This is a genomic window from Arthrobacter sp. AOP36-C1-22 (genome assembly GCF_052377515.1).
In the GTDB taxonomy this organism is placed as follows: domain Bacteria; phylum Actinomycetota; class Actinomycetes; order Actinomycetales; family Micrococcaceae; genus Arthrobacter_H.
On the sequence record NZ_JBQSWW010000042.1, the window covers coordinates 1 to 16,965 of the forward strand.

The following is a 16,965-nucleotide window of genomic DNA, read 5'->3' on the forward strand; positions in this document are numbered from 1 at the left end:
CTTGGTATCAAACGCCGCGGCCCAAGTTGAAGTGGAGTACACATTTCCGGATGACCCTGGCTGGTCGTCCTCCGATTATCTGAACGGGACCGGGCTTCACCGATGAGCAGGGGCTCCGCAACAGTGCAGCTCCATATCCGTCTTTCGGGAACACGTGATGCTTGGAACGTGATCGCGAGGCAGGGTTCGTCTAAAGTGGGTCTGGATCCACACCCCTCAACGTCAGGTATAGAACATGAGCAGGACCGTATTGACCTACGGGACGTTTGACCTCTTCCACATCGGTCACCTTAATATCCTGAAGCGTCTTAAGGAACAAGGCGACCACCTGATTGTGGGCGTATCAACGGATGAGTTCAACGCGATCAAGGGCAAAAAGCCAATCGTTCCCTACGATCAGCGCGTGGAGATCGTCCGTTCGATTTGCTATGTAGACGAAGCAATCCCGGAAGACAACTGGGGGCAAAAGCGCGAGGACATCGCCAAATATGATGTCAACGTGTTTGGGATTGGTGATGACTGGCGCGGTAAATTCGATGATCTGGAAGACAAGGTGGACGTCATCTATCTCCCCCGCACTTCAGGCATCTCCACCACCGAGATGAAACGGGTCCTCAGCGCGTTCGACGAACGGCACGTTTCCGAACTCAAAAAAACCCTTGATAGTTTAAGCCAGATCGTCAAGGAACTGAGCTAAAAAGATACTCGACACGGGCCGCGGCCGTAGTTCCCGCGAGTATCAGAACCGTAGTTACAATATTTTTCGATGAGGGATGGTCAATATATGCGTAATGTTGGTGTGATTCTTGCAGGGGGAGTCGGCGAGAGGGTTGGTTTGGGCATACCGAAGCAACTGATAAAAATCGCTGGACGCCCGATTATCGAACACACAATGGCGATTTTTGAGGAATGCTCCAAAATCGATGAAATCATCGTCATGATGACACCGGGATACCTTGACGATGTTCGGTCTATCGTCAAAAGGAACACCTTCAAAAAGGTGAGCCAGGTGTTGGAGGGGTCGGGAACCCGCAACGATACTACTCAAGCTGCTTTGTCCGCGATGGGCAACGAGGACTGCAATGTCATTCTTCATGATGCGGTGCGACCGTTGCTATCCCAGCGAGTCCTTGACGACGTCGTTACCGCTTTGGATAAGTTCAAGGCCGTTGACGTAGCGATTCCATCAGCGGATACCATCATCGAAGTCGACCAGCGAGGCGAGGGGATCCCCACCATTGCCGATGTGCCTCCAAGAGCAGCACTACGTCGTGGTCAGACGCCTCAAGCTTTCAAGCTAAGCACCCTGCGAAAGGCATATGTCGGTGCTTCCCACGACCCGGATTTTACCGCTACGGATGACTGCAGTGTTGTTCTCCGCTACTCACCCGAGGTGGATATCGGGGTTGTCCAAGGGGAAGAGCGGAACATGAAGGTCACGGAGCCCATTGATATTTTCGTCGCCGATAAACTTTTCCAGTTGTACAGTGCGGACGGACGAGCAACTTTCGATGATGACGAGCTGCGCTCGGCGTTGACCGGTAAGGTCGCCGTTGTGTTCGGTGGTGCTTATGGCATCGGAGCGGACATAGCCGCACTGGCCGAGGAACACGGGTGCACGGTGAGGACATTTTCGCGGTCGTCCACCAACACGCATGTCGACCGCCGCGCAGATGTCGTCAAGGCCAGAGATGAAGTCTTGGAAGAACTCGGTCGGGTGGACTTCGTGGTCAATACGGCGGGGATCTTGCCGCGAGGTTTGCTACTCGATGAAACTGACGACTCCGTCTACCAAGCCACGGAGATTAACTACCTGGCACCGATCTTTATTGCTCAGGCCTTCCATTCAGCCCTTAGTGCTTCTGAGGGCTCACTGCTGCTCTTTACTTCGAGTTCGTACACGCGTGGCAGATCGGGCTACAGCCTTTACAGCTCTGCCAAAGCAGCAACAGTGAATTTGACCCAAGCCCTCGCCGATGAGTGGGCAGAAGACCGTATTCGGGTTAATTGCGTTAATCCTGAACGAACAGGAACGCCGATGCGCACGAAGGCCTTCGGAGCTGAGGACCCCAACTCCCTTTTGGCTTCGGAAACGGTGGCCCGGACGTCCTTGGAGACGCTCATTGGTGGGCGGACTGGGCACGTCATCGATGTACGCAAAGATGATCCCTTGTCTGCCAAGGCGCTACTCGGCGAGGGCAACGATTTTTAACTGAAGACAGCCGGACGCCCAGCATGCCCGTCCTGTTTTCACGTCGAAGACGCCGGCAGAGACAGAACTGCCTCGCGGAAGGCGTCTGGCGAAGTACCCCCCAAGTAGTAGGCTGTAGCTTCGTCGCGGGTACTTCGCATTGGGTCGGGCCCCAGGAACAAGTGCCAAGACTCTGAATCGGGCGACGTCGGCAGGTATGCATATTGGACCGAAGGGAATTTCGTACCGATGTCTGAGTTCCGTCCGCTTGTCGCTCGGCAATGAACCGGTAGAAGCACTGCTGCCGGCTTGTGTGATGCTAAATAGTCCACTAGCACGCTGGATACGTCAGTCACGAGGGCATCGGAAGCATTGAACAGGTCCAGAAGCTCCATGCTGGCTGTATCCTCGGAGCCAAGGTGCCTCAGCTTTTTGTCAGCCAAGAGGTCGTCAATCTCGGCGATGTTGTCTTGGTCTTTGGAAGAGAAGTAGCTGAAGGGATGGGGCCTGAACAACACCGTGATTCCGCGGGCCAAGAGATCAGCGATAAAGGGTACTGCGATACTCAGTGAGCTCAGGGAAGTTGCCTGATTATACCCTGACCAGGTTGGCGCGTACAGGACGGTTTGTGGTGCACTTCTGGACTCTGGAACGTCGACACGTTCCAATTGGGGCCGTCCGACGATCTGGGTCTGGCCTGGGTCGAGGTGCACATTTTCTGTCGCATATCTATCTATGGCAGCTTGCCCTGCTACGAAAATTGCGTCGTACATCTTGTGTGCTGGATGCGCCGAAATCTCCTTGTCGGAGTCACCGTGGCCCAGATATATGTGCTTGACGTTCCGGTAGCTGACCATGTTGGCATTATTTGTGACCGAATTCACGTAGAAGACTGCTCGAACGGAGCTCGGCATGACGTCGTCCAGATCCTTGTTTTCGCGACAAGAGATAATGGGGATTTCAGAGGAGATGGAAGTTGCGAGGTTTTTGGCCGCCTCGGGGTCGCGGACGACGACAATTACCCGCGACGTAATAGCCAGGATCTGGGGAAGCCATTGTTTGATCTGGTAGGCGCCCCCATCGCGACGTCCCATGTACAGAATGTACTGAGGTGTGAAGTTCTCAATAGCCCGTCGTAGGATCGGCCGATACCTTCGTGCACGGTGGAATTTCATAGCAAGCCTGGAAGCGGCGGCCACAGCCAGACCCAAAGCGATAGTGGCCACGATAACTCGCAGGGCTAGCTGCGCCCCCGCTATGGCGAGGAAAGCATAAGCGAGGACAACAAGGCCTGTGACCACGGCGGTGATGGCAACGATCCGTGTTTCTTGGCGAGGCGGCGGAAGCTGAATGTTGTAGGCTGCTGGCCAGCCGCGAAAAGACGCGAGCACTGCCAGCCCAGGCCACGGCGCCATCGCGACGCCGATCTCCATTGCGATGGCTATTTCCCAGAGCCGTTCAGTTCCATCGACCGCTTTAGCCCCCGATAGGGCTATTGCAATAGCAAGAGCAAAAATCGTACTTGGAATGGACGCTACAAGTGCAGTCTTCAAGGTTTTCACAGTGCTTCAGTCTCTGCCGATTCCGCCTCGTTGAGGATTCTTGCGGCAGCGTCGATGAACCCATCGGCGTAGCTGGCGGGCGGGAAGTCACCCAAGTAATATTCCCGGACGCGTCCTCTGCGGTGCAGCAGTGGGTCATCATTCAACAGATGATTCAATACTTCCTGAAGATTATCGAGGTCACCATGCAGTACATAGCCGCCCGACGTCGCAGGCATATCGGCTGCTAGCTGCTTTGGAGTGTGATTGATGGCGGCAACGGCGAAAGGCTTCTCTGATTGCAAAAAATCAGAAACCATGGCGGAGACATCGGAGATCATGGCATCCGAGGCGTTGAAACAGTCGACCACTCCCATGTTCTTTTCCGCAGACGCGCCATAGATGTGCTCGCGTCCGGTTTCTGCGTTGTCCAAAGCCAACAAGTTGCGGATTCGGCGCATCCTGCGTACTGCGTCTGGGTAGCGGTAGTTGAACGGGTGGGCCCGGAAAATGACGGTGCACCCACGGTCGAGTAGGGCTTGGACGATGTCGACGCCCAGCGGGAGCGAGTACACAGCCGTATCTGCGTACGGCCCTCTCCATGTTGGCGCGTAGAGGACCGTCTTCGCCTCATCAAGAACATCACGACGGCGAGTGATTGCCTCGACTTGGGGACGACCGACGATCTCGAATTTCTCCCGTGGGATGGTGACCCCGTGACGTTCATACCTGTCGATCCCCGCCTGACCTGCGGCGAAAATACGGTCGTAGATTCCATGGACAGGGTTGTAGCAAGCGGCCTTTTCCGAATCTCCATGATTCAGCCATATGTGGGTCAGTTCCCGATGTTCAATTAAATGGGTGTTCTTGACTGCGTTGTTCACGTAGAAGGCCGTTGTCAGGCCCGGCACCAGGACGGCTTCGAGCGATCCAAGGGTCTTACGATAGATCACGGGAGATTCGGTGACTTTAGCAGCCGCTCGAGCCATCCTTAGATCCCTGGCGATGACGATGTATGGCTGGCCAAGCCGGTCGAGATAGGGCACCCACATACCCAGCTGGTAAGACACGCCCACGTTCGAAGCAAAATACACGCAGAAGCGCGGGGCATAGTTCTCCACCAGCTCGGGAAGCCGCGCTTCCAATGACAAGTTCACGTATCGGCGGTGTATGCCTCGCACCAGAACGTAAGTGGTGACTCCCAGAGAGAGTGCCCCGAAAACTAGCTGGAGGGATCCCCAGAGTGGGAATAGTGCTGCACTGATTGTCATCGCTGCCAGAGCCAAAGCAGAAACCATCCCAGCCCAGCCGCGGGCAAATGCTAGTGGAACCGCTGCTTCTGTACCAGGGAGGTTTCGTGACTGAAGCCCCTCTGCGCGCCACGTGGATACGGCTTGCCCTTCGAGGCTGATGGCGAGGAACGCCAAGGCCGGGCCAACGATGGAGGCCCATCCTTGCCCTGACGTGGCCATACCGGCTAGGAGGGTCACGGCAATTAGGCTCCTAGCAATGGGCATGGAACCCAGCGCGCGGTTCATCCACGCTTGGCTTTTGAAGCCACGGCGGTGGAGATAGACGAAGATCGTCAGCGAGAGTATGGCTGGTACGAGGAAGGCGAAGCTGCTGACCCCGAAAACCGCCGCTGCTCCCACAGCTGCTGAGGCCAGAACATCCGGCAGGAAATGTCGGGCCATCCGTAGTGCTTTATTGCGCACCCTGCGCGCGCGCCGGCGCTGACGCCTACGGTCCTTTGCCTTCTCCAAGGCTTCAGTATCCAGGAGTGGAACGTCATCTGAATCGCTGGGTTGATCCTCATCGTCGTCATCGGGCCCAGATTCGTCTGCCGTTGCCGATGTAGTCATATCCGCCGTGGCGGCCTCAACAGATTCCATCTGCTGGCTGGGCGGATGTTGTTCTATGGTGGCGACGGCGGCGTCGACGAAGACCGACGAGTAGCCATCGTTGGGGAAATCACCCAAATAGTCTGAACGCAGCTCGAGCCGACGCGCGCGCATGGAGTCGTCTTTGAGCAGTTGGTCGAGGACGGCGTTGATATTGCGCAGGTCAGACTGGAGCAGGTACGCAGCCCGGGCAATCGGATATTCGTCTCGGAAAGACTCTACTGGCGTGTTCACTACGACCATCGCCATGGGTTTGTATGAATACAGGTAGTCCGAAACGACACTGGATACGTCGGAAATCATCACGTCCGAGAGATTCATGCATTCGATGACGCCCAATCCCTGCTCTGCAGCCTCGCCGTACAGGTGCTTTATGCCGCTGGACTGTGTGTCTGCGCGAAGCAACTCATGGACCCGGACGATGATCCCTGCGTCCTCCTCGAACTGGTAGCTGAACGGATGGGGTCTAAAGACGACCCGGACGTGACGTTCCAATAAGGCGGCGATGATTCCTGGAGCTGATGGAATCGAATGAAGGAACGTTTCATCCACATGGCCACGCCAAGTCGGGGCGTACAGGACAGTGGGCTGATCCGTGAGTGTGGAGGTAGCCGGTTCGAGCGTCTCTAGTTGGGGCCGACCGACGATGGTGAACTTACCGGGGTCCAGCAGTACACCGTGTGCTGCATATCGCCTAGTTGCAGCGGGTCCCGCGGCGTAGATCTGGTCGTACATGGCATGTGTCGGGTTGTACGAGGGTGCCTTATCCGAATCTCCGTGACCGAGATAGACATGGGTGAACTGGCTGTAGCGCACCATGGCACCATTTCCAGATGAGGCGTTGACGTAGAAGAACGTGCTGAGACTGGGCACCACGAGGTCGTCAAGGTCCGCCAGCCTACGGCGCATTACGATTGGTGCATCAGTGATTTTAGCCAGTGCGTGCGAAGGTCCCTCTGCTCGGGTGACGATGATGAATTTCTTTCCCGTACGTTCCAGGTACGGCAGCCACATGGCGACCTGGTATGAGGCATCGTCCGGACGTGCTGCGTAGATGGCGAACTCCGGCGCATATTCCGTGAGCAGGGAGTGGAGTTCGCGCTCGATCTTTCCGTTGTAGCGGCGCCGAAAGAAGACGCTGACGGCACGCATCAACATGAGCGAGGAGATAACGAGCCCAAGGAAGAACCAACCAAGGGCCGAGAGATCCATGGCCGCAACCAGAACCCCATAGCCGAGAAAGGCCAGTTGGAGATAGACGATGGTCAGTGTCATGCGCCAGACGCGCGGGGCTGTTGGTGCTCCCGGGAGGCTGAGAATTGCGTGGCCGCCACCGAGTCCGAAGCGGCGCAGCACACGTTCCCCCACGATGGTTCCGGCCCCCACCAGAACTGTGAGTGTGATGAAGAGGGATTCGAAGTCTGACGGAGAAGTGGATGCTGCAAGGATGCCGATGGAAGCCAGCAACCCCGCTCGAACGGCTGTATACCGGCCGAGGCCTGGCCGGAAGTCCCGTCTAGGGAAAAGCACGATGAGGGCAATGACAGACGCCCACGATAAGCCGAGCAGCCAGCCCCACGATTGTTTGTCAGCGTGTTCAATGGCGACTAGCAAAGTCGTTGCCAAGACCGCTACAACAATTAGCAGAGTGACAATTGTCTGAATCCGTAGCCAGGTGTGGGCACGGGCGGGAGCCAGGCGATCGTGAATCTGTGTCAATTGATTAGGTTCCTCAATGCTGAAACTGACATGGCTATAAACGTATCTGCTATCGACCGGGAGTATATACAACCAACCCCGCTCTAAGACACATCGGACAAACCGACTGAAGGAAGAGAAAGTAGGTCCTGAGAAGCACGGATGAAGCGCTCGGTCCCGCTCCCGAGTTCGTCGGTTCCGAATATATGCTGACGGAAACGGTCTTGCTCTTGAGCTGCTCCCTCACGAGCCAGCTTAAGTATCCGTTGAACGGCATCAACCGGAACATCGGACCAGGTAGGCACGGCTGATACTAGATGATTAGTAGCACCAGCGGTTGCTGCTGCCGATGCGGTCAGAACCAACGTTGGTTTGTTGAGTCCTACGGAGTCCATGGCCATGGCTGACACATCCGTAATCACCACGTCTGCTCGCGAAATATCACTGGTGGAGTCGATCGCGGGCTGCGTTCTGGATCTGGGCGGCTCGACCTTGCTCGTGGATTTGAGCAGATGGCGGATCTGCCGCAAAGCTTCGGCATGTTCCCGCGAACGTGTACCGAGCTTTGGATGAGGGCGAAAGGTTAGGCGTACGCGGTTGTCCTCGGCAAGCAACTGGATCAATTTCCGTCCACTACCCGTCAATGAGCTATACGCCATGGCAGGGCTGTCTCCTTCCCACGTGGGGGCGTAGAGAACCTCCGTTTGATCATTAGGCACTGGGCGGGCAGAAGCAAGGAAATCCAATTGAGGTCGACCGATCTCGACCAAGGTCGACGGATCGATTCTTTGAATATGGGTAAGGATTCGTTCCCTGGCTGCCGCCCCGGCGATGAAAGCAAAGTCGTAGGCTTTTAGCTGGTTCGACACCATGGACGACTTTTCACTCTCCCCATGGCTGAGGTGTACATGTACGACTCTGTTGATCCGTAACGGCGTGAAATTTGCTTGGTTATTATTCACGTAGAACAGGACTTGGACGTTGTGCTTTCTTACGAAATTCTCGACATCTGCAGCTTGGGGGCAGAGAGAAATCGGCAAGTTACCCGCTTTAGACAGCAGGTTCGCTGAGTTCGAATTGGTGATTAGAAGTGTGACCGGGGTTCCCACAGCGCTGAGATGTTGGAGGGCTGGAATCCATTGCTCGAGCTGGTAAGCCGAATCTGGGGTGTCTGCAAAATATACGGCGAAGGGACTTACTCTGGGCGGCACCTGGTCTCTACGCTGGATGCGTGCCCGCACCACTGGTGCGAGCACTATGGAACTGACTTGTGTTGTCAGCCGCTTACACGCGGTGGAGAGTCGAATCCCTATTGGCATCTGACCAGTTTAGTTCCCCAGCGCCAACGAGGGTTACATGGATGATTTCCAGCGCGTTCCGTCCGTGAGAAAGCCGCTGTCCGTCATACTATTTTACGAAGGTTGCGATCGTGTTGGTTGGGTCCCTTGGTAGAAGCCCGGTGACTATGTGAGTTTCGCATTCGCTAATGGATGCAGGAGGAAATTCACAGATATGGCACCTAAACATAACCCTGATCAGGTCATCGTGAAGGTCCGGCAGGGCCAGAAGATGTTCAACGACGGGCGCCCGATGATCGAGGTCATCAAGGAACTACCGATCACTGAAGCGACTTGGTACCGGTGGCTTCAGCAGCACGGATCCGAGAAGAACGCCGGCCAGACCAAGGCTATGAAAAACCTCGAAAAGGAGAATGCCAGGCTAAAGAAGCTTTTAGCCGATCAGGTCCTGGCCAATGACATTCTGAGTGAGGTGGAGCGGGGAAAATTCTAAGCCCCTAACCACGTCGCCGTGCTGTGCGTATGGCGCAGGAGAAGTTCGGAGCTTCCGAAAGGTTCGCGTGCTGTCCTGGGCCAGAATCGCTCAGCCCTGCGCAAAGGCCGACCGATGATCAGCTTCGAAGAGGCCCAACTGCGGGCTGATCTACGTGCCGTGGCTCAGACGTATCTCGCATGGGGCTGGCGTAAAGCACGCTGGCACCTGCTCGAGCAGCCGCAGTGGGACGGGGTAGCGCTGAATAAGAAGCGCCTACTCCGGCTCTGGCGCCTGGAGGGACTCACCTGCAACCCCAAGGCACGGAAGAAGCGCCGCAGCAGATCCTGCGCCGGGGAGCGGAAGAGGCTCAGGGCCGAGTATCCGATGCATGTGGTCAGTTTTGACTTCCATTCCGATACGATCTCATGCGGCTGGCATATCCGGTTTTTCAACGTTGTCGATGAGTTCACTCAAACCGCCCTGGCGATCATCCCCAGACGTTCGTTCACGGCCACTGATGTGGTCGCCGTTCTGGAGGACATCATCGCCGAAACCGGCATTGCCCCGGCTTTGAGTATTTGAGGCTTTGAGCCCCACCGATCGTGCGACTCAGCACCACCGATCGTGCGAGAGAGCACCAGTAACGTTCTGACATAGCGCCACCGATGCTCTCCGCCAGGGATTAGACGCCGCCCAGCACCGTATGTTTCCGCATGTTGTAGTTGCCAGTTTCGACCCGGACCGTGTCGTGGATGATGCGGTCTATGATTGCGTCCGCGTGGACAACGCCGGAGCCGAGCAGCTGGTGCCAGTCCTTCTACTGATACTGCGTGCAGAAGACCGTCGACTTTCCGCTGGCGAGCACGGGTTCCGGGGTACCTCTAGCCCGGGTAGGTGGTGTGGAATCTCATCACTTCGTGGACGGTGAATCTCAAGGCTTTGTCTGTCCAGACTCACGCTACCGTCCAGCGCTACTCGCAAACGTGGTGAAAGGAGTCTAATGAGGTGCTGTTCGTCCATGCCGATACTGGTGCTCAACTGCGCCAATCGTAATCCCGGGACAAGGTGCTGACCCGCACCACAGGTTGAGCCCACAGAGGCGAATATTCAGCTTACGTACGGTCCGACAACGGGCCGGAATTTACAGCTGCTGCGCTGATCGACTGGGGCGACACCGCCGGGGTCAATGCTGCGTCTATTGATCCCGGATCGCCGTGGCAGAACGGTTTCGCTGAATCATTCAAGGTGCAGTTCAGAAGGGAACAACTGACCGGAGAAATCAAGGAGACGATGGCCGAGGCAAAGTACTTGGCCGACAAGTGGAAAGATATCTACAATCATGAAGGTCCTCATGGATCCCTTGGCGGAATGACGCCGTTCAGACACTGGGATCGCGGGATTGCAGAGAACCAACTAGCTATGGCATAGCCAGTGGACTGCTAACGAGGACCTAATCTGTAGGATCGGGGATGGTCGGAGTTTCTGTTGGTTGCTTGTTTAGTCACTTCCGATTAGGGGCCCCGATCCTTCTTCCCTGTCATTTGTCACACCCACTGGCTTACTTTTCAATCAACACACTTCAATCCGAAGAGCCCGTAATGACGACCGCGAAAATTGTGACAAGGACGGTTTGCGGTACGGCGAGCACGCAATAAGTCCATAGGCACGGCATCCCGTTATGACTCTGATGACAACTTCCATGGCTGGTGCCTAGTTCCGTTGTGGCACCAACACGGTGCCAATTTCGCCAAAGCAACGGCGAATATCGGTATCGACCTCGTTGAGTTCTCAAAAGTCGAACACGGAAGACGTCAAACGCTTGGTTCGTCATGACGCACTTACCCGACAACTCCATTAGACCACTAGTGACCGGTCTTTAGCAGATTGAGAACTTCTAATTTGTCGATGCGATCTTCACGCTAAAATTTCCATATTTCGTCCTATACCATAACAAATCTTTTGAATCAGTCATCTCAAATGACTCAGGTAGCACCAGCCGACGTTTGGAGTTCCAAGTCTCACCGTCAAAGCGGACAAAGACGTTAAATGTCTGTCCTTTAGATTGAGAAAAATAGTCATATGGAATAGGAAAATTAAAGGATTTATCATCGGATCCTTTGATGCCGACAGACTGAAGGAACGTATTAGTTTTCCGACTTGCAAGCAACATTTGGAGGCGGCGAGCATCGGTGTATTCACCATCTGCAAATTTAATATTTAGACAAACCGAGTTACTTGCCTCGCTGATTTCGATATCGTCAATCTTGACTGTCGGCTTGCCCTGGAGAGGAAGCGGATCCTTAGCTGTCGTTAATTCGCCAATCGCGGTCAACCACCGGGCGTAGCTGGCGCGAGGTAAATACGACGCTGCCTTTTCAATTGCAGCAACCCGCATTTTAAGTTTTTCATCTGCATTCAGGCTCAAAAAGTTCACAATGCTAGCTGCCAGAGCATTCGTATCCCCGAACGGAACCACGAAGCCGTCGACTCCGTCTTCAATGATGTCCCGAGGACCGTAATTAATGTCGTAAGTGATCGGGACGCACCCAACGGCCATTGATTCAATGACCGCAAGACCGAGGCCCTCACTCATGCTCGTGAGTAGGGAGAAGGAACTCTTTTCAAGCCGTGATGGAAGATCAGCGACATGGCCGGCGAATTTTATGGACTCTTCAACTTCAAGTTTACGACTGTAATTTCGTAGACTTTCAAGCTCTGGTCCTTTACCAAATACCGTTAGACGTGTCTTTGCGCCGAGCTCGTTAGCCTCAGCGATTGCTGATATTGCGTGGTTGACGCGTTTCAATTTTGAAAGTCTCGCTATTATGACCCCAGACAACTCATCACGCCAGGCGTGGGCAGAGGCGAGATTCGGAGAAAATGATAGCTCGCTTGGAAGATGCCTCAGCTTTTCTGGCGCTATTCCTTTTGCTGCCATGGCAGCTGCCTGCTGACGAGTCTGAGTCGCGATAAAATCGAATCGTTCGATGTTCCGCATCGTGTTCGTGCGTTTTGCGAGCGACTCGCCATAAGGACCGTCGTACGGTCTCCGTAGGTGCGATCCATGCATAAACAGAACCATTTTAAAGTCGCGCTCGACGATCTCACAAAGGAATTCACTCATCATTTTATCGTCGACAATAAGTAGTGACTTATCTTTTTCTATTACATTTTTAATCCAGCAAACATACAGTTCTTCTATAGTCTTGAATTCAGCAAGAGGTGTTTGAGCGGTGGAGCACAGGACTATAGATGCGTCTGCAGTCTCGGTGGAAATCTGCACTCCGAGTAAGCTTCCATCGTCGCGATAAAACCGCTTGCGTAAATCGCTGTTCGTGCCTGGCGCGGTGGCTGTTAATGTTTCTCGCGACTCGGAATATTTCGAGTTGTCGTCCCTTAATGTGACATTGGTGTTTTCCGCACAACTATCCACAAATCGACGCAAGTCACCGTCTGACATGGCCCGCAGGTCAGTCCACGCATTTCGAATCTTGACGCTTTCTTCGAGCTTATTTTGCTCAACGAGGCGTTGTCGAGTAGCTTCCGCATCGAAATTCTCGTTAATTGTTAAAATCGTCATAGACGGATGATGACCATATTGTACGAACCCGTTAATTCTGCGCAACATTGAATTAACCATCCCGCCAAACTCTAAAGGGATATTTGACATGGCATTGTATACGTGCAGGTTCTCATTTTTTGTGATCTGGTTTGCCGACGAGTGGCGATTTTTGGCAGGCTTGAGATTTCCACGCTTAAACCGCTTCAGCGTCCGTATATCGAGATTAATGATCGCACATCCTTGATTTTGAGCTGTATGACCAGAGGAGCCTATCTTGCTGGTGTAGGCGAGGTTAACCCAACAATGTCTGCCGAGGCCCCCGTCGGGGTTTAGTTTAAGCTTCTTGTCGAGTTTTTTATGCTTCGTCGCCTCATATCGTTGAAGGTGGGGAGCAATGTCAAACGTTGCCGTGATGAATCTCGTATTTGAGAAACATATTTCTCCTTAGTGTGAGGTTTGAAAATCCGGGATTTGGAGAGGGTTTTGGCGAGTAGCCCGAGTTGCTACGGGTAGTCCAAGTTGTTGGTACGGCTGATTCTGGAGGGATGGTACTGGGGCGACTATTGAGGTCTTCTGGTTCCAGCAGCGGCACGCCAGGTGGGGACTGATGCAAAGGAAGGTGACACTTTGACCTGACCTATGGTTCGGTTTCCAGTTGATGTCGCTAGTCGATGGTCTTCATGGAAGGCTCACCGTATGCCCCGCCCGTACCCTCCAGAGTTCCGTTCCCGTGCCATTGCTCTGGTCCGCGAAGGCCGACAGGTCAAGCAGACCGCGCAGGACCTCGGTATCCACGAGGTCACCCTCCACACCTGGCTTCGACAGGATGACATCGACCTCGGCCGCCGGTCTGGACTCAGCAGTCGTGAGTCTGCCGAGCTCCGCGCGGCTCGCGGTCGCGTTCGGCAGCTCGAGCAGGAGATCGCGATCCTCCGCCGCGCTGCGACGTGGCTCGACGAGGAGGGAGGAGTGGACCCAAAAGGGCGCACCCGGTGATCGACCGACTCGTCGACGCCGGGGCACCCGTGCACACCTGCTGCCGCCTGCTGGGCGTCTCTCGGCAGGGCTACTACCGCTACCGGCAGCGTCCCACCAGCGCCACCGAGCTCCGTCGACGCTGGCTGACTGGACTGATCCGCGAGATCCACATCGCCTCTCGTGGCACCTACGGCTACCGCCGGATCCACGCAGAGCTCACCATCGGCATGAACATCCCCTGCTCGAGCCGACTCGTCTGGGTTCTCATGACCCGCGCGGGGATCGGAGGACTCCCTGGGCCGGCGCGGATCAAGCGTCTCAAGGGTGTCGCCACAGCCGATGATCTGGTGAACCGGAAGTTCCATCGCCTCGCTCTGAACGAACTGTGGGTCACCGACATCACCGAGCACCCCACCCGCGAAGGCAAGGTCTACTGCGCCGCGGTCCTAGATGCTTGCAGCCGCAAGATCATCGGCTGGGCCATCGACTCCAAGCAGGACTCCACCCTGGTCGTCAACGCCCTGGACATGGCCATCCGAGCACGGCAGCCAGGTCCTGGAGGGATTGTTCATGCGGATCACGGAGTCCAGTTCACATCTTGGGTCTTCACCCAGAAGATCCGCTCCGCGGGCCTGCTGCCCTCGTTCGGGACCGTCGGCGATGGCCTGGACAATGCGATGGTGGAGTCGTTCTGGTCGAGCATGCAGATCGAGCTGCTGAACCGGAAGAAGTGGAAGACGCGGATCGAGCTCGCGAACGCGATCTTCGAGTACATCGAGGTCTTCTACAACCGCCGACGTCGGCACTCCTCGCTCGAGTACGCGACACCGAACGACTACGATCTCGCCCGCACCCCGCAGGCACTCGCAACCACCGGAAGCTAGCGATCGAGAGTGGAAACCAGGCCGTAGGTCAGGTAAAACTGTCACCTCGACTTGCAGCAGTCCCGTCCCGCTGCTCAGCAAGGAGAATGTGCGCGCTGGACGTGACCAAATGACCCTGATGTTCCGCACCACCGGCATCACGATCTTTGGCTAGGCCGTCGGGGCGATCATGCTGCCCAGTGGCCTGCGTTCGATGTGCACGAAGGCCTTGGAAAGGCGACTGTCAAGGCCGGAGGTAAAATTCACCGAAGTGGTCGCTAGCGACTTCAGTGTTGGGTCGTCATTACTTTGAACTCATAATTGTTCTGGACTCGTTGAGGAAGTTTTCGACCGCCTGTCGACCGTTGAATCCGCCGAGGTAATAAGTTCGTTGTTCCCACCGGTATGCCGCGAGAGGATCGTCTCCAAGCATCCTGTCAAGGGCAACCGTCAGATCTCCATTTGACGGGGTAACAACGTAGCCCGACCGTGACGTAGGAAATTTTTCATTGAATTCGTCTGGTGTGAAGCGTGTTGTTGCCATGGCGTACGGCTTCCCCGATTGGAGATAGTCAGTCACAATTCCCGATACATCTGCAATCATTGCATCCGAGGCGTTTGTCACATCGCTTACGGTCGCGTCCGATTCAGCTGGAGCACCCCACCTATGTCGGCGATTCGAGTGCTCTGAATCACGTTCGAGCATTGCTTGAATCGTCTTGATGAGCTTGGCGAACTCCTTATTACTTCGACTCGCAGGGTGGGGACGGAAGATGACATTGACGTCTCGTTTGATCAATGCCTCGACTATGTCTGGCCCGAAAGTGAGGGAAGAGTAGTTTTCAGCTTTATTCTTTCCGTACCAAGTGGGGGCATAGAGGACTGTTGGCCGAGTCTTTTCGGCAATTGGAGTTCTGTCGACCTCGATTGCTTCCGTCGGTGGCCGTCCGATGACCTTAAATTTAGATTGGATTATTTTAACACCATTCCGAGCGTATCGGTCGATGGCTCCCTGCCCCGCAACAAATAAGAAGTCGTACTTTGCGCTGTTGGGGTTGAAGCTGGGTGCTTTGTCGCCGTCGCCGTGATGAACAAATACGTGGGTGTACCGCTTGTCAGCTCTGAACAGGGAGTTCTTGGCCGCGTTATGTGGGTAATAGGCAATGCTGACTGAATCAGGTACTAAATTACGGACGTCCGCGGCAGTTTGTTCATCCGGTACCACGATTGGCCTATTTGTGTTCGCGGCCAATCGGTTCATGGTTTTTTCGGTTAGGGAGACAATGAAGTAAGGCTCGCCCAGCCGGTCGATATATGGGTACCACATTTCAGCTTGGTAGGTGGCAGTTCCTCCATATGGAATTACCGCTTTCGGACGCAATCTCCGTAGCTCCCGTAAAGTTCGCCACCTTGCTCGATCAGCGTAGATCCAAGCATTCACCATGCTCCACGCAGCGACTGAGAACGCTAGCAAAGATAGTGCAAGTGAAACCCACGGTGTTGCTTTGACAGAGAGAAAGGCGAAGATTGCGATTACGGCGAAGGCGGCCCATGCGAGTCGGAAGAAACCCTTGACCTGAACTCCTGAAAGCTTGGTGATGCGTGGATTAAAGTTGAAGTTCGTGGCCACGAGTGGCTTCGTGGAGGAGAAGACCGGGATCGCGCTTGCCAGCCAAGTAGAAATCGTCAAGAGGAACAATGAGATCCACATTACTGATGGGAGATATGTGGAGTGAGCGGCATAAACTGCGCCGACTCCGAGAGCGAGTAGGGCCATATAGGGGATGCTGATCGTCGAATGTCGGGCAACGGACTGGGGAGTCGATGTCAGCGCAAGGACTGCTTCGGATAGGCACACAGCAGCAGCTAGAAGTGCACCCACGACTAAGGCCCCAATATTGGCTGGGAAAGCAACGAGTAGAAAACCGGCGATGCTTGCAGCAATGAGGGTCGTGCGACGTGACAGTGCCTGGGGAAGGAACCCGCCGAGGCTCCAGACGATGGCCTTTCGGGTCGTTTGAGCTAACTTTCCCACCTTGTGCTTCATAAAATGATATCTCTCAGTTTGATCGCCAACGTTTCTCAATTGACTTCATGACACCGGAAACCTTCGATGACTCCTCGTGTTTCGGCGCGACGATGGGGCGCCCCTAAGACTGCGCGACCCAATAGCCAGTAGATCTTAGCACTCGTCGCTGTTGAGTGTGGCGAATCGATTCGGCGGTTGGATTTCTTTGCGCATGGGTCATGGGTACGGTCTTGTCGAGGTGGAGAACTGCTCGAATACGGGACTTTGTTGCTGCTGACTGATAGGGGTAGGAAGAAATACGAACTGGCCTTTCGTTGAAAGGCCGTCCTTCTCGTGCTCGGGCCGAACTGCCCAATCAAGCGGTTCGCCGAGCAAATTGGCGTGAACCCAGGCACTCTGGGTAATTGGGGCCTATGCTTTTGGGCACGT

Annotated in this window: 8 protein-coding genes and 3 pseudogenes; 5 read left to right on the top strand and 6 right to left on the bottom strand. The window is 55.0% G+C overall.

Annotated elements, in window-relative coordinates:
• Positions 1-235: 235 nt before the first annotated feature.
• Together ACT3S6_RS15195 and ACT3S6_RS15200 are read left to right on the top strand one after the other, a co-directional pair.
• A complete protein-coding gene (locus ACT3S6_RS15195; protein ID WP_444555659.1) occupies positions 236-697 on the top strand; it encodes an adenylyltransferase/cytidyltransferase family protein in 462 nt (153 codons plus the stop codon).
• Positions 698-784: 87 nt separating this feature from the next.
• Positions 785-2,212 carry an SDR family NAD(P)-dependent oxidoreductase gene (locus ACT3S6_RS15200; RefSeq protein WP_444555660.1) on the top strand — a complete coding sequence of 476 codons (1,428 nt, stop codon included), beginning with the start codon at positions 785-787 and terminating at the stop codon, positions 2,210-2,212.
• Positions 2,213-2,250: 38 nt separating this feature from the next.
• Here the strand turns inward: ACT3S6_RS15200 and ACT3S6_RS15205 are convergent, their stop codons facing one another.
• From ACT3S6_RS15205 to ACT3S6_RS15215, 3 genes are all read right to left on the bottom strand, one after another.
• Complete coding sequence (locus ACT3S6_RS15205) at positions 2,251-3,753, bottom strand: CDP-glycerol glycerophosphotransferase family protein (protein ID WP_444555661.1); 1,503 nt, start codon at positions 3,751-3,753, stop codon at positions 2,251-2,253.
• Positions 3,750-7,352 carry a CDP-glycerol glycerophosphotransferase family protein gene (locus tag ACT3S6_RS15210; RefSeq protein WP_444555662.1) on the bottom strand — a complete coding sequence of 1,201 codons (3,603 nt, stop codon included), beginning with the start codon at positions 7,350-7,352 and terminating at the stop codon, positions 3,750-3,752. The genes ACT3S6_RS15205 and ACT3S6_RS15210 overlap by 4 nt, the downstream gene beginning before the upstream one ends.
• 83 nt (positions 7,353-7,435) lie before the next feature.
• Positions 7,436-8,650: a CDP-glycerol glycerophosphotransferase family protein gene (locus ACT3S6_RS15215; RefSeq protein ID WP_444555663.1), complete on the bottom strand. Its 1,215-nt coding sequence runs from the start codon at positions 8,648-8,650 to the stop codon at positions 7,436-7,438.
• Positions 8,651-8,843: 193 nt separating this feature from the next.
• Between ACT3S6_RS15215 and ACT3S6_RS15220 the strand changes: the two are divergent.
• Positions 8,844-9,671: pseudogene (locus tag ACT3S6_RS15220) on the top strand (transposase); the annotation flags it as partial.
• Between the two features lie 115 nt (positions 9,672-9,786).
• Here the strand turns inward: ACT3S6_RS15220 and ACT3S6_RS15225 are convergent.
• A pseudogene (locus tag ACT3S6_RS15225) lies at positions 9,787-9,951 on the bottom strand (ATP-binding protein); the annotation flags it as partial.
• Between the two features lie 269 nt (positions 9,952-10,220).
• Here ACT3S6_RS15225 and ACT3S6_RS15230 point away from each other — a divergent pair.
• A pseudogene (locus tag ACT3S6_RS15230) lies at positions 10,221-10,532 on the top strand (integrase core domain-containing protein); the annotation flags it as partial.
• 466 nt (positions 10,533-10,998) lie between these two features.
• Here ACT3S6_RS15230 and ACT3S6_RS15235 read toward each other — a convergent pair.
• Positions 10,999-12,684 carry a glycosyltransferase gene (locus tag ACT3S6_RS15235; RefSeq protein WP_179204235.1) on the bottom strand — a complete coding sequence of 562 codons (1,686 nt, stop codon included), beginning with the start codon at positions 12,682-12,684 and terminating at the stop codon, positions 10,999-11,001.
• A gap of 678 nt (positions 12,685-13,362) precedes the next feature.
• Here ACT3S6_RS15235 and ACT3S6_RS15240 point away from each other — a divergent pair.
• Positions 13,363-14,528, top strand: a protein-coding gene (locus ACT3S6_RS15240; RefSeq protein ID WP_444555664.1) for an IS3 family transposase whose coding sequence is annotated in 2 segments (ribosomal slippage) — positions 13,363-13,639 and positions 13,639-14,528 — 1,167 coding nt in all. Because the reading frame shifts where the segments join, the coding sequence is not laid out codon by codon here.
• A 283-nt stretch (positions 14,529-14,811) separates the two neighbouring features.
• Here ACT3S6_RS15240 and ACT3S6_RS15245 read toward each other — a convergent pair.
• Complete coding sequence (locus ACT3S6_RS15245; RefSeq protein WP_086996289.1) at positions 14,812-16,554, bottom strand: CDP-glycerol glycerophosphotransferase family protein; 1,743 nt, start codon at positions 16,552-16,554, stop codon at positions 14,812-14,814.
• Between the last annotated feature and the right edge of the window lie 411 nt (positions 16,555-16,965).

Coding starts and splice junctions, on each gene's coding strand:
- ACT3S6_RS15200 (WP_444555660.1), top strand. CDS start 785: ATGCGTAATGTTGGTGTGATTCTTGCAGGGGGAGTCGGCGAGAGGGTT.
- ACT3S6_RS15235 (WP_179204235.1), bottom strand. CDS start 12,684: ATGACGATTTTAACAATTAACGAGAATTTCGATGCGGAAGCTACTCGA.
- ACT3S6_RS15215 (WP_444555663.1), bottom strand. CDS start 8,650: ATGCCAATAGGGATTCGACTCTCCACCGCGTGTAAGCGGCTGACAACA.
- ACT3S6_RS15245 (WP_086996289.1), bottom strand. CDS start 16,554: ATGAAGCACAAGGTGGGAAAGTTAGCTCAAACGACCCGAAAGGCCATC.
- ACT3S6_RS15195 (WP_444555659.1), top strand. CDS start 236: ATGAGCAGGACCGTATTGACCTACGGGACGTTTGACCTCTTCCACATC.